Here is a 19,895-nt window from a genome sequence, read left to right as displayed (position 1 = left end):
TTCCAAACAAAAAAGGCCGCGACGGAATAATTCTCCGCCGCGGCCTTCTCATTGCGTTTTAGAAGTAGATTTTTGCTGCCAGTTCGATGGAACGGGCGGCATTGAGCGTTGACGTAATCTGGCCTGCCGAGGACGAGTCGATATTCGTCACGGGCGTGGCGAAGGTGGTGTGGTTGAAGACGTTGAAGAACGATCCGCGGAACTCCAGCGAGCGGGTGTCGCCGAAAGGGACCTTCTTCAGAACGGAGACGTCAAACTGCACCAAGCCGTCGTTGCGCATGGTGTTGGAACCGCCGTTGCCGTAGGTGTATTGCGCGGGGACAGTGAACATATCCGTGCCACCTGCCGGGCAGGAGGCGTTGCGCGAGTCGTAGTACCAGCAGGTAGGTTTGCGAACCATCTGCGGGCGACCGGTGAGGTTGGGGCGCTGGCCACCGAGGCCGGTGTTTGCCTGGTCGGTGCTGATGGTCAGCGTGAAGGGCAGGCCGGATTGCATGGTGCCTACGCCGGAGAGGCTCCAGTTGCCAATGAGACCCTGCACCACACCGCTTGCGCCCGAGGCAAACGCCTTGCCTTTGCCGAAGGGCAGTTCATACAGGCCGCTGGTGACGAAGTTGTGTTTGATGTCGTAATTGCAGGGGCCGTAATAACGGATGTTGCTGCTTTGCTCGCGTGTCTGGCCATTGAAGGTGCCGTCGGTCAGGCAGGCTCCGTAGGTGTACGAGGCGAGGAATGTGGCTCCGTTGAAGGCGCGCGCTTCAAACTTGGTTTGCAGTGAGTTGTAGTTGGCGTTGCCAGCGTACTTTGAGAGGCCGATGGTGCCCCACTGCGGGAAGGGACGACGCGTTTGGATGGTGCCCGCGCCGGGGAACGGATCGTTGATCTGGAAGGGCTGCACGATGTGCTGTGTGCGATTGCCAACGTACGCCACGTCCAGTGAGATTTTGCGGCCAAACTGATGCTGCACGGCCAGGTTGTATTCCTGCGCGTACGTATTCTTCACGCGGAGATCCATGGTGGTGAGGCTGGGTTGCGAGCAGGAGAGCGCTACATATCCAAATGAGCAGACTGAGTTGCTGGTGTTGGCGGCGACGATGGGCTGACCGGAGTAGAAGTCGCCGAAGGTGAGGTTGGGAACGCGTACATTCGCTGAGTTTGGCGTGTTGTTGTTGTTCAGAGTTTGCGATGCGATGAACGGAACGACGTTTTGCGTGTTGTTGATGGCGTTGTTATCCGGGAAGAGATAGAAGATGCCGTAGCCTGCGCGTAGAACAGTGTTCTCTTCTGCCTTGTAAGCAAGACCAATGCGTGGACCCATATTGACGCGGGCTGCGGGACGAATGGATGTTGGCAGACCAAGGTCGTTGCTGCCTTGAATGCGGTCTGAGAACAGCGAGTACAGATAGGGGGTGCCGGGCTGCGCGTTCATGGAGAAATCGGACGGGATGACTAGCTTGCCATTGGCAGGGTTCCAGCCAGAGGTTTGGCCCTTGATGCCGTTGTAGAAGGGATTGATTTCGTAGCGCAGGCCAGCGTTGATCGTGAGTTTGGATGTGGCCTTGTAGTCGTCCTGCACGTACATGGTCTGGAAGTTGACGTAGTTGCCCCAGGGCTGGCGGAAGTAGCTGCGCAGGGCGGATGCGGGATAGCCGAGCAGGAAGTCCGCGAAGTTGTCGCCTGAGTAGGAGTTGCTGAAGGTAAACGTGCCGACTGAGTTTGAACCGAAGAGATAGGTGTTGGTGTCGTGGAAGTTTTCGTAGCCGAAGCGAATTTCATGTTTGCCGCTGGTGTATGTGGAGCGGATAACGTACTGCCACGAACGAATCTTGTTTTGTTTGGGGTAGTTGCCGCTTTGGCCGGTGAAGCTGGCGTAGTTGGAGATGCTGAGTTGCGGCATGCCCTGGTACTGATCGGGCGAGAGGCCTTCCAGTCCCTTGATGCCAGCCTGCTGATTGATGTTCTGACCCTGCAGTGAGCTGGTGAAGAAGAAGACACTGCGGTAGTACGAGAACTGCGCTTCCGTCAGCCACTTCGGCGAGAAGATATGCGTCTCTCGAAGCACCACATTCTGGCCTCGGCTGCGTAGCGGGAAGCCGCCGAGAGCAGGGAAGGCGTTCGGGTCTGTCTCATGGTTGTCGGTGATGGAGTAGCGACCCATGAGGCGATCTTTTGAGAACAAGGTCTGGTCAATGCGGATATCGCCCTGATCCAGTTGCTGCTTCAGGCGGTTTGTCAGTACCGCGTGAGAGACGGTGCCGCGAACCTGGTTCGCAGCCGGCAGATACTTCAGGAAGAACTGAGCCTGCGGGACAATGCGGTTGGATGGGATGGTGTTATTCGCAAACGCCAGTCCCGTGAGCGGGTCTTTCAGAGTGATGCCCGTGCCCTGATAGTTTCCGCCTCGCATCGCAGCGCTGGGCACGATGTTGTCAAAATTCTGACCCAGCGTGTACAGCGTGGATTGCAAGTCGAGGAAGAAGAAGGTGTGATCCTTCACGATGGGGCCGCCGACAGCGAAGCCGAACTGGTTGCGATGCAGCGGCTGGTTGCGGCGTGTGGAACCTGCGGGCGGAACGTAGAAGTAGTTCTTCGCGTCGAAGGCGTTGTTGCGCAGGAACTCGTATGCCGTGCCGTGGTAAGCGTTGGTGCCGCTCTTCAGCGTGGCGTTCACGATGGTAGGGCTGTGACCGTAGTCGGCGGGCATGTTGCTGGATTCCACCTTGAATTCCTGCAATGCGTCGACGTTGGGCGAGATGAGCGTGCCGCCAAGCTGCGATTCGGTGATGTTCGAGCCGTCGAGATACCAGCCGGTCCACGACGGCGACAGGCCGTTCACGTTGACGTTGACTGCGCTGGCGCGGATGGATGTTCCGCCTGAGGCAATGTTCTGTCCACCCTGAATGAAGCTGACGCCCGGCGTAAGCTGCGTGAGTTGCCAGAAATTGCGGCCGTTCAACGGCACGTTCTGCACCGTCTGCGTATCAATGACCTGGCCCACAGCGGAAGACGCTTCATTCAGCAACGGTGTTTGCGACGCGATGACGTCGACCTTGTCAGAGATTGCGCCGACGTGAAGTACAGGGTTGATGGTGGCGCGTTGCGCCACTTGCAGCTCGGTATCGGCAATCTGCGCTGAGGTGAAACCGTCATGCGCAATGGTGATGGAGTAATGGCCGATTTGCAGGTTGGGAACGTTGTAAACGCCGCTGCTGTCAGAGGTGGCGGTGCGTGTTTCACCCGTGCCCAGGTTGCGAATGGTTACGGTTGCGCCGGGAATGGCGGCACCGGTGTCGTCCTGCACGGTGCCGAGGATGGTGCCGGTGTTGGACTGTGCGTGGGTCGCGGTGACGCAGGCAAGTGCAAGCGATACAGAGAGGATGGCCTTCCGGGAAAAGCGCAGCGGTGTCATAGGAGTCTGCTCCGTCTGAATGTTTTGATTTTGCCGGGATTCCGGAAGCGTTTTCGACGATCAGAAGGCTGCGCGGATCTGGCAGAATCGGAAGCGTTTCCGAAAATACGCATTGTCGACATGTGTTGTCAATAAAATCGTCACCCGAAAGGCACCTGTGGCACAATTTTGTCGGAAACGCTTCCGCTGTGGATTGACAAAGGAATCATGCAGCAGGGATGATCGTCGGAAACGCTTCCAACTCTGGCGTCTACGAAAGACTGGTTTCTGAAACTATGAGCAGCTTGCAGACACAACAACTGAATGGAAAGATTGCGCTGGTGACCGGCGCCAGCAGCGGCATTGGCGCCGCCTCGGCAGTGGCGTTGGCAGCCGCGGGAGCCCACGTCCTGATCCACTACAACACGCAGGCCGACGAGGCGCAGAAGGTTCTGGAGCAGGTCCGTGCTGCCGGTTCCGATGGCGAGATCGTGCAGGCCGACCTGGTCTCATGGGAGGGAACGCAGGTTCTCTGCCGTTATGCCGAGGGGCGGAAGATCGACATCCTGGTGAACAACGCTGGATCGCTTGTGCAGCGCACGCGCGTGTTGGAATTCACGCATGAGCTTTGGGAGAAGGTGATGATGCTGAATCTCACCAGCGCCTTCTTCCTGTCGCAGGCGGTGCTGCGTGGCATGAGCGAACGCAAGAGCGGCGTGATCATCAACATGTCGTCAGTGGCTGCACGCTTCGGCGGCGGCTTGGGTGCGCTGGCTTATTCGTCGGCGAAGGCTGCGGTTTCGACGATGACGAAGGGGCTGACGAAGGAGTTTGCGCCGCAGGGTGTGCGTGTGAACTGCATCTCGCCTGGCACGGTAGATACGGGTTATCACCGCTCGTTCTCTACGCAGGAAGGCCTGGATGGTGTGCGTGCTGCAACGCCGATCGGCAGGCTGGGAACGGCGGAAGAGATTGCGGATCTGGTGGTGTTTCTGTCCAGCGATCAGGCCACGTTCATCCATGGCCAGGTGATTGAGATCAATGGCGGATTCTTCATGGCGTAAGTTGCCGAACGAAGACAAAGAAGAAGGGCGCCCTGTGGGGCGCCCTTTGTAATGTGGCCATCCGTTCGGAGGTCAGAGGGCCGGAGCACTTTCACGCTGGCGCGCAATGCGCGGCAGTGTCCAGACGAGCGTTGCTGCGATGATGGGCAGCGTTCCAAACAGCATGAACACTGGCCGGAATGAGTAGTGATCGACGAGCCATCCGGTGCACAGGCTGAAGACCATGCCGCCGAAGCCGGAACCCATGCTGGCCAGACCCCAGATCGAGGCGACAGCGTTCTTGGGATACAGGTCACGCGGAATGGCGAGTACGTTTGCCAGCGCGCCGCTGTAGCCGAAGGTAGCCGTGGAGATCAGTGCGATGCTGAGTGCCGCACTACTGACCATGGCCGCCGGAAATGCGCAGACCATGCATGCGGAGAAGAACAGAACGCTGATGCGTCGTGCCGTCTGATCGTTAATACCGCGCTTCATGATGAGTGCGGTTAGAAAGCCTCCAGCGAGGTTGCCAAGGCCTGCGGTGGCGAAGGGAATCCAACCAATCTTTCCAATCTGCGCCAGTGTGTAGCCGTGACCGATCTTCAGGTATTGCGGGAACCAGAAGGTGTAGAAGTACCAGACGGGATCCGCGAATACCTTGCTCAGTGTGAACTGCCACACGAAGCGATCCTGAATGAGCGAGAGGACGGATGGCGCGGGAAGTGTTGGCTCTGCAGGATTGACGGGTGGCGTGCGATAGATGAGCAGCCACACCGCGATCCAGATGAATCCGAGTACGCCAACGATGGCGAACGATGCCTTCCATCCGAAGCTAATGGCACACCACGCGAGCAGTGGTGGTGCGAGCATGGCTCCGATGGCCGCACCGCTGTTGAAGATGCCCGAAGCAAGCGAACGTTCACGTGCGGGGAACCATTCGCCGATGACTTTTACGCCTGCGGGATAGTTGCCCGCCTCGCCCATACCCAGCAGGAAGCGATAGATGCCGAGCGAGAATGCACCAGTGGTAAGGCTGGTGAGAATCTCTGCGGCAGACCAGAATGCAATGGTTAGCGAATATCCTTTGCGGCTGCCGAGACGATCCAGCAACGGCCCGGAGATGCCGTTCATGATGGTGTACGCCAGCATGAAAGCGAAGATGATTTGGCTGTACGTGCCTGCGGAGATGTGGAACTGATCCAACAGCACAGGCGCCATAACGGAGAGCGTCTGTCGATCCAGGTAATTGATCACCGTAGCGAAAAAGGCCATGGCAAGCATGGCCCATCGCATACGGCTCAACGTGAATGTCGCAGTTGTTTCTGCGGATGGATTGGTGATTGCTGATGTGCTCATGCGAGTCCCTGCTTTGCGAGGTGCGCCCGCACGGCTTGCAGATCCTTCTTCATAGTGGCCAGCACCTGTTCGCGCGGCAGCGTGAGTGTGGTCTTGCCGTTCTCTGCGCCGCCGAGCGGATATTCAAAGTGCAGTTGCAGCGGGCCGTTGAAGTTCTGCGCCTTTACGATGCCGAGGAACTGATCGAAGTGCACCATGCCCTCGTTGATGGGGCACCAGTGCGGCACAAATGCGCCAGCGGCGCCGAGGCTCTTGTCATAGGGATCTGCATGCGTTGAACCCTTTTCATTGCGCGCCCACAGGAAGTCTTTCAGCGCGATACCACGCATCCAGTCTGCAGATAGTTTGCTGGTGCAAATCCATCCGCCGTAACCGCCTTCCACCGTGGCATGGCCTATGTCGTAGTTGAAGCCAAACCATTTGGGGTCGATTCCGCGGAACATCTCCCACAGATCCCAGATGGTTGCGCCAATGGCTTCCGGGCCGGAGTGTGTGTGATACATAGCGGCAACGCCGGTTTTTTGGCTGAGGTCTGCGAGTGCGCGTACGCCGGGACGCATCGCATCCAATTGCGCCACGATGGGCTTGTTCGTTTCGTACTTAAGGCCGCCCCAGCGATAGTGATGGATGCCTTCGCCGGCGGCTGCTTCCAGAATCTTCTTCGCCATGGGCATGGTGGCGGGCGTGATCTCCGTGCTGACCATGGAGACTTCCAGTCCGGCTTTGCGCACAGCAGCAACGGCCTTCGGCAGATCGGTGGTGACGTTCTCCGGTAGCACGTGGCCTTCTGCGCGCACGGTCATATCGATTGCGTCAAAACCCATGTCCTTTGCGGCAATCGCAGCTTCTCCAATGGGCATGAACTGCAGATGCTTGGAGAAGATGGAAACCTTCAACGGGCCGGCGGGTGGTGTAGGTGTGATGTTGCGTGTGGATTCAGCACGCATCGTTGTTCCAAAAGCCTGTGCTGCGCCTGCCATGGCTGCGCCCAGCAGAAGCGATCGGCGTGACATTCCCCATTCTGTTTCGTTCTGCATGTGCGTTACCTCTTTGCGGTCGATGTGGTGGTTGCGGGCAGTGCAAAGGTCAGCAGCGTTGACCCTGCCGTGACGGAGACATACTGCTTGCCGTCTACGGCGTAGGTCATCGGCGGACCTTTCATGCCCACGTTGGTGTCGTAATGCCAAAGAATTTTGCCGGTCTTCTCATCGGCGGCACAGAATGCGCCGTTGGGATCGGCATAGAAGACAAGTCCTCCTGCCGTGGCGATCACGCCGGACCATGTCTTCAGAACAAGCGCCCCGGGTTGTGCAATCTCCCATTTCGTTTCGGCAGTTTCGATGTCGATGGCGCGAACGAAGCGCTGTTGCAGGCCTTGTGCTGCGGGCGTTCCGGGGGCAGCTTTCGGATCGCCGCATGCCTCAATCGTCATCATGTAATACCAATGCGTTGTTGGGCTGAATGCGGTGGAGGTCCAGTTGGCGCCGTTATCCGGGCAGTTGCGCTGCTTGGTGGGCATGGTGGAGGGCAGCGACTTGTTCAGGATGGGGCGGCCATTCGCGTCGATGCCGGTTGCCCAGTTGATGCGCTTCAGGAAAGGCTTCGACAGCAGCAGTTTGCCGTTGGTGCGATCAAAGACGTAGAAGAAACCGTTGCGATCGGCGTGCAGCAACAGTTTGCGTGGCTGGCCCTGGAATGTTGTGTTGACGAGGACGGGTGGTTCTACGGCGTCGCGGTCGGCAAGGTCATGCGGTGTGAATTGGAAGTACCACTTCACTTTGCCATCGTGCGGATTCATCGCAAGGATGCTGTTGGTGTACAGGTTGTCGCCGGGACGCGTGCGGTCGTCGGAGTCAGGCCACGGATTGCCAGTTGGCCAGAACAGCGTGTCGGTTTCGGGATCGTACGAACCGTGCAGCCAGGTTGATCCACCGCCGAGCTTGGGCCATTCCGGTCCCCATGTTTCAATGCCGGGTTCGCCGGGGCCGGGCAGTGTCCAGTGGCGCCACAGCATCTTGCCGGTCTCAGCGTCGTAGCAGACGAGGAAGCCTCGTACGCCCCAATCGCCGCCAGAGACACCACCGATGACGGTGTCGTTCAGGATCATGGGCGCGACGGTGGAACCGTACTTCATCTTCTCTTCCGGCATGGTCTGTTCCCACACAGGCTTGCCGGTGACACGGTTCAGGGCGATGAGATGCGCGTTGTCGGTGGTGATGTACACCTTGTCGCGGAAGACCGCAGCGCCGCGATTCGTGCCGACCGACGCATCGCCAACAAGGCCTGATGTGGGCGGGCGGAACCATGTCCAGATGGTGCGGCCCGTCTTTGCATCCAGCGCGCTCACGCGATTCTGGCCAGAGAAGTACATGATGTCGCCGACGACGATGGGCGTGGCCTCCAGGCCAAGCTGAGGCATCGGTGCAATCCATTTCAGGAGAAGCTGGCTGACGTTGGTGCGGTTGATGCTTGTCAGGTCGCTGTAACGATTTGCGTTGAGCTTGCCGTTGTACGAAGGCCATTCGCCCTTGCGCGGATGCAGGATTTCATTGAACTCAATGATGCTGGCGCCGGGCGTGACGACGGTGTTCTTCTCCGGCATGGGGCCATCCACGCCGGTCAGGCTGCCGAGGTACGCGGTGAGATCGTCCATCTGCTTTTCAGGCAGCGTGAGCGGCTTCATTGCGGCGCGATCGTCGACGGTTAGCTTGGTTACTTGCGAGAGCGGCAGCAGATGGATGGTGCCGCCGTCTTTGTCTTGCAGGTGAATGTCGTAGTTGGTGCGATTGCGCAGATAGCCGCGGAGTGTTTTGCCATTCGTGATCGCGGTGGCCAGTTCGTAACCGGGTGTGATGTGCAGGTCCGGCGCGGTCAGTGCTGCGCGGATGGCCGGTGCGCTCATGCGCGATCCAACATCAGACAAGTCTGGGCCTGTTGCGGAACCCACACCGCGCACCATGTGGCAGGTGCTGCACTTGCCGTCGTTCCAGAAAAACTGTTTGCCTGCTTCGGCGTTGCCGATGGCGGTGCCTTCCGACGCTGTGACGTTCAACGAGCGGACGTAAGCAGCCAGGTCATCAATGTCTGCGGATGGCATGCTGCCAAACGGAGGCATGCCCTGTGCGGGAAATCCGGCGGCGATGATGCTGTGGATGCGTGCAATGTCTTTGCCGCGGAGGTCGGGGTTATCGGCCAGCTTTGGCGCGTGTTCCGTTCCGCTGCCGTCCGTCCCATGGCAGCCAACACAGAAGTTGTTGTACTTGGCTTTGCCGGATGCGGCTGATGGCGTTTGAGCGGGCAGTGTTAGAACAGTCGCGGCGCAAAAGAACACTGCAGCCAAGGTGCGGGTGGCGGAGTGGCCGAAGCTGGTTTGTTTTCGATTCATGTTCTGCGGTGATCCAGCCCGGAACTGGCCCTCCAAAGGCCCGGTCCGCGTCCGTGTTCTCCTGTGTGGATTTCGTGCCGGTCCTGTGTGTCGGAAACGCTTCCGAGGAATCTTCAGGCAAGCATCGCGCGGCTGTCAACCTCCGTATTGCGACATCGGATACCCTCGCCTTTCGCGGGGCGGGAGTGGTAGCTTTGTAAGCGCTTCCGAAAATTGAGATTGCAGACGTGCAAAGAGGAGTTGGGATGTCGGAATCGCTTCAGGGGAAAGTGGTGCTGGTGGTGGGTGCTTCCAGCGGCATTGGGCAGGCCACGGCGGAGCTCGCAGCGCGCGAAGGCGCAGTGGTGGTGGCGGTTGCGCGTCGTGAAGACAGGCTGATCGCCATGAAGCAGCAGCTTGCTTCCGAGGGAATTACGCTGCACGTGCGCAAAGCCGATGTCACTTCGTTGGAAGAGATGCAGGCGATGGTCGCGGATGTAGAGAAGAACATTGGAAACATCGCGATTGCGGTTTACGCCAGCGGTACCAATACGCCGCAACGCGCGATGAAGGTGATGCCGCCTGCGGTGTGGAATGAGGTGCTGGAGGTGAACCTGACTGGCGCGTTTCACTTGGCGCATGCCGTGCTGCCGGGTATGCGTTCAGCAGGAGCAGGGCACATAGTGTTTGTTTCGTCGACGGCGGGTGCGATTGCCGATCTCTCCGGCGCCGCGTACCAGGCTTCCAAGCGCGGCGTGTTGGGGCTGGCGCATGCCATCCGCCTCGAGGAGCGCATGAACGGCATTCGCACTTGTTGCCTCATGCCCGGCCTGACGAATACGGAACTGGTGGAGAAGCGGCCAGAGAAACTCTCTGCCGACACGCTAGAGAAAGCACTGCAACCTAAGGATGTTGCGGAGACGATTGTCCACGTGATGAAGACGCCCGCGCATGTCACCATTACGGAGCTACTAATGGTTCCTTCTCAGGCATAATCGGATTTCATCCAAGCAGAAGCCCCGGATTCTCCGGGGCTTTTGGCTTTTACTTGGTGAGTTTTGCCACCGATGAGCGTTCCACCAGTTCCACATCCACCACTCGATGGATGGGCGTCTTCGAGCCACTGCTAAGTAGCTGTTGCACAATCTCAACCGCCGCACGACCGACTTCATATTTCGGTTGGCGAACCGTGGTGAGCGGTGGGAAGGTCATGGCGGACAACTCAACGTCGTCAAAACCGATGAGTGAGATATCGCGCGGGATCCGCACGCCTGCTTCAATGGCAGCACGCATCACGCCAAATGCCATCGCGTCGTTGCCGGTCGCAATCGCGGTTTCGCCGTTGAGATTGCGGAAGATTTCAATCGCCGCTTCGTAGCCACCCTGCATGGTGTTGATGGTGTGGATGGTGTTCACGCGCGCGCCACGCTGCGCTTCCATGGTCTTAATGAATGCGGTGGAGCGGCGGGAAAGGTTGGCGTGTTTCTTCGGGCCTGTGAGGTTGATGACCTTGCGATGCCCATTACGCAAAAGACATTCTGCGGCCAGCCGTCCGCCCTTGTCGTTATCAGCATTCACCGTGGAGAAGGTGGTGTCGCGTCCGGGGCGATTCAGCAGCACAATGGGCACGCCCGCTGCGGCAATCTTCTGCTGATCCTCACGCGAAAGCGACGCGACCGAGTTCATGATGATGGCTTCCGCACGCTTGTCCAGCAGCGAGTTCACGGATTTCATCTGGCGTTCAGCGTTCAGATCACTGTTGCACAGCATTACGTCGCGGCCGGATTCCAGTGCGGCATCTTCCACGCCACGCGCCACTTCAGCGAAGTATGAGTTACGGATATCGCTGACGATGAGGCCCACCATGTCCGATCGGCCCGTTACCAGTCCGCGCGCAAAACGGTTGGGCTTGTAGTGCAGTTCTTCCGCAATACGCTGCACGCGCGCCTTGGTTTCTGGATGCACGCCGTAGGCATCGTTCAGGGATCGCGATGCGGTTGCAATGGTGACACCTGCGGCTTCTGCCACCGCCTGCAGTGTCACACCGCCTGTTCCCGGGTTTCCGTTCTTCACCATCAATCACGTGTGCCGGAGGAAGATTGGGCTTCGTAAACCGGCGAGTTCCTGTCTTTAGTTTTTGAGTCGGCGCAAACTTCCCGGAGGCGCCACGGACAAACAATACCCGAAGAAAGCATTTTTCGGAAAGGTTTCCGAAAAAGCATACCTCAGGAATGTGTCCTCTTTGCAATTCTCTGTGACGAAGAACTGGCGGCGCAATTTACCCGGCAATCCGTTCTCCGCGAAGTTTTCTCATTGTGTCTAAATAAAACGACAGGTTATGTACTGAAGCCAGCGTTGCGGCCAGCGGCTCGCCGGTGTGGAACAGGTGACGGAGATAGGCTCGCGAATAACGTCGGCAAACGGGGCAGTGACACTCTGGATCGGCCTGACCGTGATCTTCACTGAATTTCTTGCCACGAATGTTCAGGCGGCCTTCGCTGGTGAACAGCAGGGCATGCCGCGCAGCGCGTGTGGGTAGCACGCAGTCCATCTGGTCCACACCCATCTGCGCGTATTCCACGATCTCGTCCGGATAGCCTACGCCCATGACGTAGCGCGGCTTATCTTTGGGCAGCAGTTCCAGTGTGTGCGCAATGATCTCGCGTGTGACTTCACGCGGTTCGCCGACGGCCAAACCACCAATGGCATAACCGTCAAAGCCTTCGCCATTGGGCGCGCGCATCTCGAGCAGACGGTTCGCGCTCTCCGTGCGTAGATCTTTGTACATGCCGCCCTGCACAATGCCGTAGAGGTTCTGCCGCTGGCCCAGTTCGTTGAACCATGGCACGTCCTGGCAATGCGAGTGGAAGTGATCCAGCGAACGTTGAGCCCACGCGTGCGTCAGTGCCATGCTGTCGCGCGTGCGTTCGTAGGTGGCTGGATGCTCCGTGCACTCATCGAAGGCCATGATGATGTCCGCACCCAGCGCAATCTGCACGTCAATGGAATGTTCCGGCGAGAAGAAATGCTTGGAACCGTCCAGATGCGAGCGGAACTCTACACCTTCCGCGGTGATTTTGCGTAATGCGGCGAGTGAGAACACCTGAAAGCCGCCGCTATCGGTCAGCATGGGCCGATTCCAGCTCATGAACTTGTGCACGCCGCCTGCGCGGCGAATCAGTTCATGGCCGGGGCGCAGGTACAAGTGATAGGTGTTTGCCAGAATGATTTCGGCACCACGACCGTCATCGCCCAGTGTTTCGAGGATGTCCTGTGGAACTGCTTTTACCGATGCTGCCGTCCCCACAGGCATGAAGACGGGCGTTTCCACGCTGCCGTGGGGAAGGTGCAGCGTGGCGCGGCGCATGGAGTTTTCCGTGCGATGGATTTCAAAACGAAGAGACATCTGCCTTTGATTGTAAAAAACGATGGGCGGCACCGCGCAGATAGCAGTGCCGCCCACCTGAATCTCTGCGCCAGCTCGGAGGGTTAGGCGCAGAGAAACCTGTTGTTTTTAGCGTGCGCCGCCAGAAACCTTCACGATCTGGCCAGTCACCCAGCGCGCATCGTCCGTGGCGAAGAAGGTGGTAGCTGCGGCGATATCGTCCGGCTGACCTACGCGGCCAAGCGGCGTCTCTTCCACTGCCTTGGCTTCAAACGGGCTGCCGATGAAACCCTTGCTGATGGCACCTTCGGTGACCACCATGCCGGGGCTGACGCTGTTCACGCGAATCTTCTTCGGTCCCAGTTCCTTTGAGAGCGTCAGGGTGATGGTGTCCACTGCGCCCTTGGTGGCGTTGTAGACGGAGAGTGCAGCAGGTGCGAGCGTGGCTACAACCGAGCTGATGTTGACGATAGATCCGCCTTCAGCCGGGAAGTGCGGCACAGCTGCCTGCGTGGTCAGCAGTAGGCCCAGTACATTCAGGTTGAAATGGTTGTGAAAGTGTTCGGGCGTAATGGCTTCCAGAGGAGCCGGATCGAAGATGCCCGCGTTGTTCACGAGAACGTCAATCTTGCCGTATGCCTTCACAGTTTCGTCGATCAGCTTGCCGATCTCTTCCGGGTTGGCAACGTTTGCGCCTACGGCAATCGCCTTGCCGCCGGCTTTGGTGATCTTTTCAACAACCGCATCCGCGCCCGCTTTTGATGAAGCGTAGTTCACAACGACCGACGCACCATTTGCTGCCAAATCTTCTGCGATGGCTGCGCCAATGCCTTTGGAGGCGCCTGTTACCAATGCAACTTTCCCGCTGAGCTTACCCATGATCCTTAGATCCTCCCGAAGCGTCTCGCTTCGAACATTTCAATGTCTATCGAAATGATTGCTCTGGAGCGGGAAAGGATTCAGGAAACATTTTGACGCTTGTGAAAATGTAATAAAACAGGCGTTCCGGATCAGGCGAGTTCTTTCAGATAAGAAAGGTAGTTTTTCCAAACCTTGCGCCGCACTTCCGCGCGCACGAACTTGCCATCGCGATGCGTTTCAATCAGCCCAGCGGATTCCAGTTGGCGGATGTGATGCGATAGCGTCGCCGGATTCATCTCCAGGCATCCGCGCAGATCCATGCAGGTGGAGTTTTCCTTATTTGCAATGCGGCGAAAGACGGAAAGGCGTGTGGGGTCAGCAAGGGCGCGCGTAATGGCGATCATGCTGCGTTCTTCCGCATTGTGATGTACGGATGCTTCTTCCCGTTCTGTCTTGTCTTTCTTTGCCATGGGGGAACCGCCTGCAATTCACGAAGTATACGCGGGCGCGTCGAGTTCCTGCAGAAGCTGACCGACTGTGCGATGCAGCAGGGGGTGGCTCATTTCCGGCGCAATCGCTGCAAGTGGTTCCAGCACAAAGCGTCGGCGATGCATCTCTGGATGCGGAAGTGTCAGCTCTGGCGTTTCCAGAACGGTATCGGCATACAGCAGCAAATCCAAGTCCAGCGTGCGCGGACCTTTCTGGATGCCGTGCGAGCGGTCGCGGCCGTGATCACGTTCGATTTGCAGCAGCTTTTGCAGCAGAAGCTCAGGTGGCAGTTCTGTTTCGATGAGTGCTGCACCGTTCACAAACTCGGGCTGATCGGTGTATCCCACGGGTTCCGTTTCAATCCAAGGCGAAACCGCAACCACCCTGCCAACAGAGACTAACGAGCGAATAGCGTCTGCGAGAGTGGCCTTGCGGTCACCCAGGTTCGATCCCAATGCGATGGCGGCGAGAGGCACGGCGAAATCAGGCGTGGACCGGCGTAGCAAACGCGGCGTTCAGAGAGGATTCCATGGCGGGTTCTTCATCAAATTCCGGAGCCAGTTCCCACGCGGAACGATCTTTCAAGAGCGTGCTGACCAGCGCGGTATGCATGGCGTGTCCTGCGCGTTCGGCCACCACTCGGCCTTGGATGCGACGGCCCGCAAGGGCAAGGTCACCAATGAGATCCAGAACCTTATGGCGGACAAACTCATCCGCAAAACGCAGTGGGCCGTTCTGGACTTTCTTATCGCCGATGATGATGGCGCAGGTGTCGTCCGCGCCGCGGATCAGGCCCATGTTGCGCAGCATGGGTTCGTCTTCGCGGAAGCCAAAGGTGCGGGCTGGCGCGATCAGGTCGGCATAGGCGCCCGTCTGCAGGTCGCCCAGAAAGCGTGATGTGCCGATGGGTGCGGGAAAGTCGATGGAGTAATCGATCTGGTAGCCCTTGCCGGGGTATACGCCGATGAACTTCAGGCCATCCTTGCTCTTTTCAGTGACTTCCACTGGCTTCAGGATGCGGAGATATTCGCGGCGGCGACGCTGCTGCTGAATTCCCACACGCTCGAATGCTTCCACATAGGGCAGCGCTGAGCCATCCAGGATGGGCACTTCCAGATTGTCGATTTCGACGATGACGTTGTCCACGCCGCAGCCGATGAGCGCACTGAGGAGGTGTTCTGTCGTCGAAATCAGAACGCTCTGGCGCATCAGCGATGTCGCGTACGAAACCTTGGCCACATTGCGACCGTTGGCGGGGATTTCAAAGTTATCCAGATCGGTGCGGCGGAAGACGATGCCAGAGCCGGGGGCGGCGGGTACAAGTCGCATGGTCACAGGTGCGCCAGAATGCAAACCCACGCCGCTGAAGCTGACTGCCTCCTGCAACGTGCATTCCCTGTGTGGCGATTGACCCAAATCCAGCGCTCCTGATGAAACTTGGAGAATGCAACGTGGGGCGCGCTGCAAAATCCGGCGAAGGACAGCGTACACCCATTTGGGATTGTGCAAGTGTGTCTGATTGGACACAGTTTATCGATTACATGCCAGGACCGGACGTAGAATCGGGCCATGTCTTCCGACCTGCATCAGCTACAAAGCACCCTGACTGAAACCAGCGACCGATGGCTCTCCCGCTTACGGGAGTTGGTGGAATGCGAATCGCCGACGGAAGATGCGGCAGCGGTGAACCGCGCTATGGATATGGCGATTGCATGGGCTGAGGAGCTTGGCGGACGCGTGGTGCGTCATCCCCAAACAGGCTATGGCGATGTGGTCGAGCTTTGGTTTGGGGAGCAGGCCGATGGCCGTAAACCATTGATGTTATTGGGGCATTTGGACACGGTTTGGCCCATGGGGACTCTTGCTGGGATGCCGTGGCGGCGGGAAGGCGACGCGCAGGGGCGTATGCGGCTGTGGGGACCGGGCGTTCTGGATATGAAGGCTGGCGTCGTGATGGCGCTGGCGGCGGTGGAAGTGGTGCAGCAAAATGGCGGCCTCTTGCAGCCGGTTGTGCTGTTGTTGAACCCCGATGAGGAGACCGGGTCGGAGGTTTCGCGGCCTCATACCGAGCGGATTGCGCGGGAGTGTGAGGCAGTTTTTGTGATGGAACCGGCGCAGGGATTACCCGGTAGCGCGGATGATGCTGCGTACAAAACGGCGCGAAAGGGCGTTGGGCATTACCGGCTGGATGTGACGGGCGTGGCCTCGCATTCGGGTGTGGACTTCACGCGCGGGCGTTCGGCGGTGCTGGAACTGGCGCGCCTGTTGCTGAAGGTGGAGCAGTTCACGGACCTGGAGACGGGGCTGACGGTGAATCCCGGCGTGATTGGCGGCGGAACGCGTTCGAACGTAATCGCAGCGCATGCATGGGCTGAGGTGGATGTTCGCATTGCGCGCGCGGCCGATGCGGAACGTGTCGATCGGTTATTTCATGGGCTTGCTGTTGATGATCCTGCCTGTTCTTTGCAGGTTAGCGGAGGCATCAATCGTCCACCGATGGAGCGCGGTGAGGGGACAGTGCGTTTGTTTGAGCAGGCTCGTTCGCTGGCTTCGCGCTTAGGCATGGAGTTGAAGGAAGCGGCCACCGGCGGTGGATCAGACGGCAACTTCACCGCTGGCATTGGCGTGCCGACACTGGACGGCATGGGCGCGGTGGGTGAAGGTGCGCACGCGGCACATGAGTCGCTGTTGTTGGATCATTTGTTGCCACGGACATCATTGCTGGCGGCAATGATCGCTTCCAGGGAGTAGCCGCGATATGGCGGTCCTTCAGGCCCAGCGGCTCGGCGGGATACAATGAACGACGGGACTTTGAAAGCCTTTCGCGCGCATATTCCCACCAGTTCAAGGTAAGACGTTAGGAGTTTTCACCATGGCGATTCCCGCCACACAGATGCGCCCCGGCATGGTCATCAAGCACAACGAGAAGCTGCACTCGGTTTTCTCCGTTGAGCACCGTACCCCCGGCAACCTCCGCGCCTTCATCCAGGCAAAGCTGCGCAACCTGGAATCGGGCGCCATGTTTGAGCACCGCTTCCGCTCCGGCGATGCGATCGACCGCGTGATCGTGGACGATGTCCAGATGGAGTTCCTGTACCAGGATGGCGATGAGTACATCTTCATGGACATGAGCAACTACGAACAGACCTCGCTCTCGCGCGAGATTCTGGGCGATGCCGTGGACTACATGCTGCCGAACATCAAGGTGGACATCAGCTTTATCGACGGCAAGCCGGTGGGCGTGGAACTGCCCAACGTTGTCGAGATGACGGTTGTTGAGACGGAGCCGGGCATCAAGTCCGCGACTGCGTCGTCCGTGACCAAGCCTGCGAAGACCGAGACCGGTCTGATCGTGCAGGTGCCGCCGTTCATCAACGAAGGCGAGAAGATCCGCATCGACACCGCCGAAGGCGCATACATGAGCCGCGCGTAAGCACGGCAAAAGAGACACACGAGAGGGCTGCGCACATCGCGCAGCCTTTTTGCTTTCGGAGGGAGACGCGAAGATGAAGTTGCGCACCGCGATTACGATGGCGTTGTCATTCTTAAGCTGTTCGGTGTTTGCGCAATCGGCGCAGCCTGTGCCGCCCGGTGGCGCACCTCTGCAGTGGATGGCTGTTTCCATCCACCAGATGGACCCCGCGCATGAGAACAATGCTTCAGCAAGCGATCAGGCCAATGGCCTTTCGGAGAAGGGTGCGCCGTTGGCCTCACTGATTTCGCAGGCCTATAACTTCGGCATCATGCCCATGCGTGACGACGAGGTGGAAGGCCTGCCAGGCTGGGCCAAGTCCGCACGATACGACGTTGAGGCCCGCGTCGCTCCTGAGGATGTGCCCGCTTACAAGAAGCTCTCTGACTTGTCGACGGCAGACACGATCACGGCATTCAAGACACGCACCTACACCGGACAGATGCTGATGGAGCAACAACTGCTCATCGAACGATTTCACCTGAAGGTGCATTGGACCACCGGCGAACGCAACGTGTACACGCTGACCGAAGCCAAGGGTGGTGCGAAGGTGAAGACGACCGAGTCCGACCCGAATCATGGAACGCTCTCATTCTCGTCGGGCAAGATCAATGGCAAGGCGGTTCCGATTGTGTTCTTCGCGTCCATTCTGGAGATGCCGGCAGACAGAAAGATCGTGGACAAGACAGGACTGACTGGCTCGTATGACATGGATCTGCACTTCTCATCGTCGAATCTTGGAGCGACGAGCAACACGGACAGCAATGATCCGGACCTCTTCACCGCGCTGCAGGAACAACTTGGGTTAAAGCTGCAGCCCGCGAAGATGACGATTCCGATCCTCGTCGTCGATCACATCGACCCGCCATCAGACAACTAGCGACAAAAACGAAAAGGGCACGGAGGCATCCGTGCCCTTTTCGTTCTTTGCTTGTTGCAGTTATTTCTTCAATGCCGCCACAAGATCGGCGAAGGCTACCTTGCTTTGTTCGCCGCCAGCAAAGTGCTTTACGGTTGCGGTCTCTGCGGCAACTTCGTCTTCACCCAGGATGACGATGCTGCGCGCAATGCGGTCTGCATTATCGAACTTCTTCTTCAGACGGAAGTTGCCGTCGCCCACTTCCACTTCCAGACCTGCCGCGCGCAGCGAACGTGCGAGTGCCAGTGCGGCAGGATTCTGCGATGTAGACAGTGGTGCGATGTACGCGTCGATTTTTGTCGCGGCAGGTTCGCCTTCGGCCACAGCACGCGACTCTTCCAGTGCCTGCAGCGTCAGGATCAAGCGGTCTTCACCAATCGCAAAGCCAATGCCAGGAGCCTTGGGGCCACCCAGCATTTCGCTTAAGCCGTCATAGCGTCCACCGCCGAGCAGCGCGTTCTGCGTGCCGAGACCGAGATCAACGGTGAACTCAAACGTGGTGCGCGTGTAGTAGTCCAGTCCGCGCACGAGGCGTGGATTCACTTCGTAGGGAACGCCGCAGGCATCCAGCGCGGCCTTCACCTGCACGAAGTGCTCCGTGGAGGCTTCGTCGAGGTAGTCGGCGATCTTGGGCAGCGCGTTGATGATCTCCTGATCGGCCTCATCCTTGCTGTCCAGCACGCGCAGCGGATTCGTCTCTGCGCGGCGCTGATTGTCCGGACACATCTTGTCTTTCACGGGCGCCAGAGCTTCACGCAGTGCCGCAATGTAGCGCGGACGATCCGTCGATGAGCCGACCGAGTTCAGGTGCAGCTTCCATCCCTTGTATTCATTCGCGGCAGAGGCGCGCGGGATGCCGAGTTCGTCGAGCAGCGTGGCCAGCATCTCCAGCACTTCCGCATCGCGCAAAGCGGATTCGCTGCCAGACGTTGCGGGGCCAATGACTTCCGCGCCAATCTGGAAGAACTGACGATAGCGTCCCTTTTGCGGACGCTCGCGGCGAAACATGGGGCCAATGTAATAGAGCTTCTGCAGCTGGCCAGTGTCACCGAGCTTGTGTTCGATGTAAGCGCGGACCACGCCTGCGGTGTTTTCCGGACGCAGCGTTAACGACTGCGCCTTCTCGCTGGCAGCGCGAGCGCGATCTTCCCACGTGTACATCTCTTTGCTGACGATGTCGGTTTCTTCACCCACGCCGCGTGCAAACAGTTCCGTTGCTTCCAATACAGGTGTGCGTATTTCACCAAAGTTGTAGCGAGCAAAGACGGCGCGGACGGTGCTCTCCACGCGGTTCCACAAAGAAGTTTCAGGGGGAAGCAGATCGCGCGTGCCGCGGATTGCTTTCACAATAGAAGCCATACACATCAGTTTATCGGAGCTTGTGCTGCGTGATCTTGCAGAAGACATGGGCTGTTTCGCGCGCCGATATCTGTCGTTATGTCGATGATGACGACAGCACGGGCGCGATAGCAGTATCAAAATCTGCTCATGCATGAAAACTTCTTCTTGCTATTGCACTAATCACGGTGCACCATATTGCTGTGTTCGCATCCGATGTGTTTTCATTGGCCACCTGCAACACGCATGAAGAAGATGTTGCATCCTACCCAGCATCGGT

At 58.5% G+C, this 19,895-nt stretch carries 16 protein-coding genes; 5 read left to right on the top strand and 11 right to left on the bottom strand.

Features of this window, described 5'->3' with window-relative positions; genetic code table 11:
* Positions 1–58: 58 nt before the first annotated feature.
* On the bottom strand, positions 59–3,409 hold the full coding sequence (locus tag BLT38_RS17230) for a TonB-dependent receptor (protein ID WP_083346292.1): 3,351 nt from the start codon (positions 3,407–3,409) through the stop codon (positions 59–61).
* 275 nt (positions 3,410–3,684) lie between these two features.
* On the opposite strand from BLT38_RS17230, the gene BLT38_RS17225 reads away from it, so the two are divergent.
* A complete protein-coding gene (locus BLT38_RS17225; RefSeq protein WP_172838327.1) occupies positions 3,685–4,452 on the top strand; it encodes an SDR family NAD(P)-dependent oxidoreductase in 768 nt (255 codons plus the stop codon).
* Between the two features lie 72 nt (positions 4,453–4,524).
* Here BLT38_RS17225 and BLT38_RS17220 read toward each other — a convergent pair whose 3' ends face one another.
* The 3 genes from BLT38_RS17220 to BLT38_RS17210 are packed head-to-tail and all read right to left on the bottom strand — an operon-like array spanning position 4,525 to position 9,172.
* Positions 4,525–5,787 (bottom strand): MFS transporter, encoded by a 1,263-nt coding sequence (locus BLT38_RS17220; RefSeq protein ID WP_083346290.1) that lies wholly within the window; start codon positions 5,785–5,787, stop codon positions 4,525–4,527.
* Complete coding sequence (locus BLT38_RS17215; protein WP_083346289.1) at positions 5,784–6,824, bottom strand: sugar phosphate isomerase/epimerase family protein; 1,041 nt, start codon at positions 6,822–6,824, stop codon at positions 5,784–5,786. The genes BLT38_RS17220 and BLT38_RS17215 overlap by 4 nt, the downstream gene beginning before the upstream one ends.
* A gap of 5 nt (positions 6,825–6,829) precedes the next feature.
* Positions 6,830–9,172, bottom strand: a complete 2,343-nt coding sequence (locus tag BLT38_RS17210; protein WP_156785185.1) for a PQQ-binding-like beta-propeller repeat protein — start codon at positions 9,170–9,172, stop codon at positions 6,830–6,832.
* A gap of 245 nt (positions 9,173–9,417) precedes the next feature.
* On the opposite strand from BLT38_RS17210, the gene BLT38_RS17205 reads away from it, so the two are divergent.
* On the top strand, positions 9,418–10,146 hold the full coding sequence (locus BLT38_RS17205; RefSeq protein ID WP_083346287.1) for an SDR family oxidoreductase: 729 nt from the start codon (positions 9,418–9,420) through the stop codon (positions 10,144–10,146).
* Between the two features lie 49 nt (positions 10,147–10,195).
* On the opposite strand, the gene BLT38_RS17200 is transcribed toward BLT38_RS17205, so the two are convergent.
* From BLT38_RS17200 to lpxC, 6 genes are all read right to left on the bottom strand, one after another.
* Positions 10,196–11,227: a LacI family DNA-binding transcriptional regulator gene (locus BLT38_RS17200; protein WP_083346286.1), complete on the bottom strand. Its 1,032-nt coding sequence runs from the start codon at positions 11,225–11,227 to the stop codon at positions 10,196–10,198.
* Positions 11,228–11,429: 202 nt separating this feature from the next.
* Positions 11,430–12,557 (bottom strand): tRNA guanosine(34) transglycosylase Tgt, encoded by a 1,128-nt coding sequence (gene tgt, locus BLT38_RS17195; RefSeq protein WP_083347161.1) that lies wholly within the window; start codon positions 12,555–12,557, stop codon positions 11,430–11,432.
* Positions 12,558–12,665: 108 nt separating this feature from the next.
* A complete protein-coding gene (locus BLT38_RS17190) occupies positions 12,666–13,415 on the bottom strand; it encodes an SDR family NAD(P)-dependent oxidoreductase (protein WP_083346285.1) in 750 nt (249 codons plus the stop codon).
* Positions 13,416–13,546: 131 nt separating this feature from the next.
* Positions 13,547–13,867 (bottom strand): ArsR/SmtB family transcription factor, encoded by a 321-nt coding sequence (locus tag BLT38_RS17185; protein ID WP_083346284.1) that lies wholly within the window; start codon positions 13,865–13,867, stop codon positions 13,547–13,549.
* An 18-nt stretch (positions 13,868–13,885) separates the two neighbouring features.
* Positions 13,886–14,362: a 2-amino-4-hydroxy-6-hydroxymethyldihydropteridine diphosphokinase gene (gene folK, locus BLT38_RS17180; RefSeq protein WP_083347160.1), complete on the bottom strand. Its 477-nt coding sequence runs from the start codon at positions 14,360–14,362 to the stop codon at positions 13,886–13,888.
* Between the two features lie 7 nt (positions 14,363–14,369).
* Positions 14,370–15,272, bottom strand: a complete 903-nt coding sequence (gene lpxC, locus BLT38_RS17175) for a UDP-3-O-acyl-N-acetylglucosamine deacetylase (protein ID WP_231966584.1) — start codon at positions 15,270–15,272, stop codon at positions 14,370–14,372.
* Between the two features lie 183 nt (positions 15,273–15,455).
* Between lpxC and BLT38_RS17170 the strand changes: the two genes are divergently transcribed.
* From BLT38_RS17170 to BLT38_RS17160, 3 genes are all read left to right on the top strand, one after another.
* Entirely contained in the window at positions 15,456–16,637 is a 1,182-nt protein-coding gene (locus BLT38_RS17170; RefSeq protein ID WP_083346283.1) for a M20 family metallopeptidase, read from the top strand.
* Between the two features lie 121 nt (positions 16,638–16,758).
* Positions 16,759–17,319 carry an elongation factor P gene (gene efp, locus BLT38_RS17165; RefSeq protein ID WP_083346282.1) on the top strand — a complete coding sequence of 187 codons (561 nt, stop codon included), beginning with the start codon at positions 16,759–16,761 and terminating at the stop codon, positions 17,317–17,319.
* A gap of 73 nt (positions 17,320–17,392) precedes the next feature.
* Positions 17,393–18,238, top strand: a complete 846-nt coding sequence (locus BLT38_RS17160; RefSeq protein WP_083346281.1) for a TIGR03435 family protein — start codon at positions 17,393–17,395, stop codon at positions 18,236–18,238.
* A 60-nt stretch (positions 18,239–18,298) separates the two neighbouring features.
* Here the strand turns inward: BLT38_RS17160 and hisS are convergent, their stop codons facing one another.
* Complete coding sequence (gene hisS, locus BLT38_RS17155) at positions 18,299–19,636, bottom strand: histidine--tRNA ligase (RefSeq protein WP_083346280.1); 1,338 nt, start codon at positions 19,634–19,636, stop codon at positions 18,299–18,301.
* Between the last annotated feature and the right edge of the window lie 259 nt (positions 19,637–19,895).

The sequence above is a fragment of the Terriglobus roseus genome, from assembly GCF_900102185.1.
In the GTDB taxonomy this organism is placed as follows: domain Bacteria; phylum Acidobacteriota; class Terriglobia; order Terriglobales; family Acidobacteriaceae; genus Terriglobus; species Terriglobus roseus_A.
Note: the sequence above shows the minus strand (reverse complement) of the source record. Positions and strands in the feature narration are given on the sequence as shown.

Excerpts from the sequence above, each read along its gene's own strand:
- BLT38_RS17200 (WP_083346286.1), bottom strand. The coding sequence starts at position 11,227 with ATGGTGAAGAACGGAAACCCGGGAACAGGCGGTGTGACACTGCAGGCG.
- BLT38_RS17205 (WP_083346287.1), top strand. The coding sequence starts at position 9,418 with ATGTCGGAATCGCTTCAGGGGAAAGTGGTGCTGGTGGTGGGTGCTTCC.
- efp (WP_083346282.1), top strand. The coding sequence starts at position 16,759 with ATGGCGATTCCCGCCACACAGATGCGCCCCGGCATGGTCATCAAGCAC.
- tgt (WP_083347161.1), bottom strand. The coding sequence starts at position 12,557 with ATGTCTCTTCGTTTTGAAATCCATCGCACGGAAAACTCCATGCGCCGC.
- BLT38_RS17215 (WP_083346289.1), bottom strand. The coding sequence starts at position 6,824 with ATGCAGAACGAAACAGAATGGGGAATGTCACGCCGATCGCTTCTGCTG.
- BLT38_RS17170 (WP_083346283.1), top strand. The coding sequence starts at position 15,456 with ATGTCTTCCGACCTGCATCAGCTACAAAGCACCCTGACTGAAACCAGC.
- BLT38_RS17185 (WP_083346284.1), bottom strand. The coding sequence starts at position 13,867 with ATGGCAAAGAAAGACAAGACAGAACGGGAAGAAGCATCCGTACATCAC.
- BLT38_RS17160 (WP_083346281.1), top strand. The coding sequence starts at position 17,393 with ATGAAGTTGCGCACCGCGATTACGATGGCGTTGTCATTCTTAAGCTGT.
- BLT38_RS17190 (WP_083346285.1), bottom strand. The coding sequence starts at position 13,415 with ATGGGTAAGCTCAGCGGGAAAGTTGCATTGGTAACAGGCGCCTCCAAA.
- BLT38_RS17210 (WP_156785185.1), bottom strand. The coding sequence starts at position 9,172 with ATGAATCGAAAACAAACCAGCTTCGGCCACTCCGCCACCCGCACCTTG.
- BLT38_RS17230 (WP_083346292.1), bottom strand. The coding sequence starts at position 3,409 with ATGACACCGCTGCGCTTTTCCCGGAAGGCCATCCTCTCTGTATCGCTT.
- hisS (WP_083346280.1), bottom strand. The coding sequence starts at position 19,636 with ATGGCTTCTATTGTGAAAGCAATCCGCGGCACGCGCGATCTGCTTCCC.
- BLT38_RS17220 (WP_083346290.1), bottom strand. The coding sequence starts at position 5,787 with ATGAGCACATCAGCAATCACCAATCCATCCGCAGAAACAACTGCGACA.
- BLT38_RS17225 (WP_172838327.1), top strand. The coding sequence starts at position 3,685 with ATGAGCAGCTTGCAGACACAACAACTGAATGGAAAGATTGCGCTGGTG.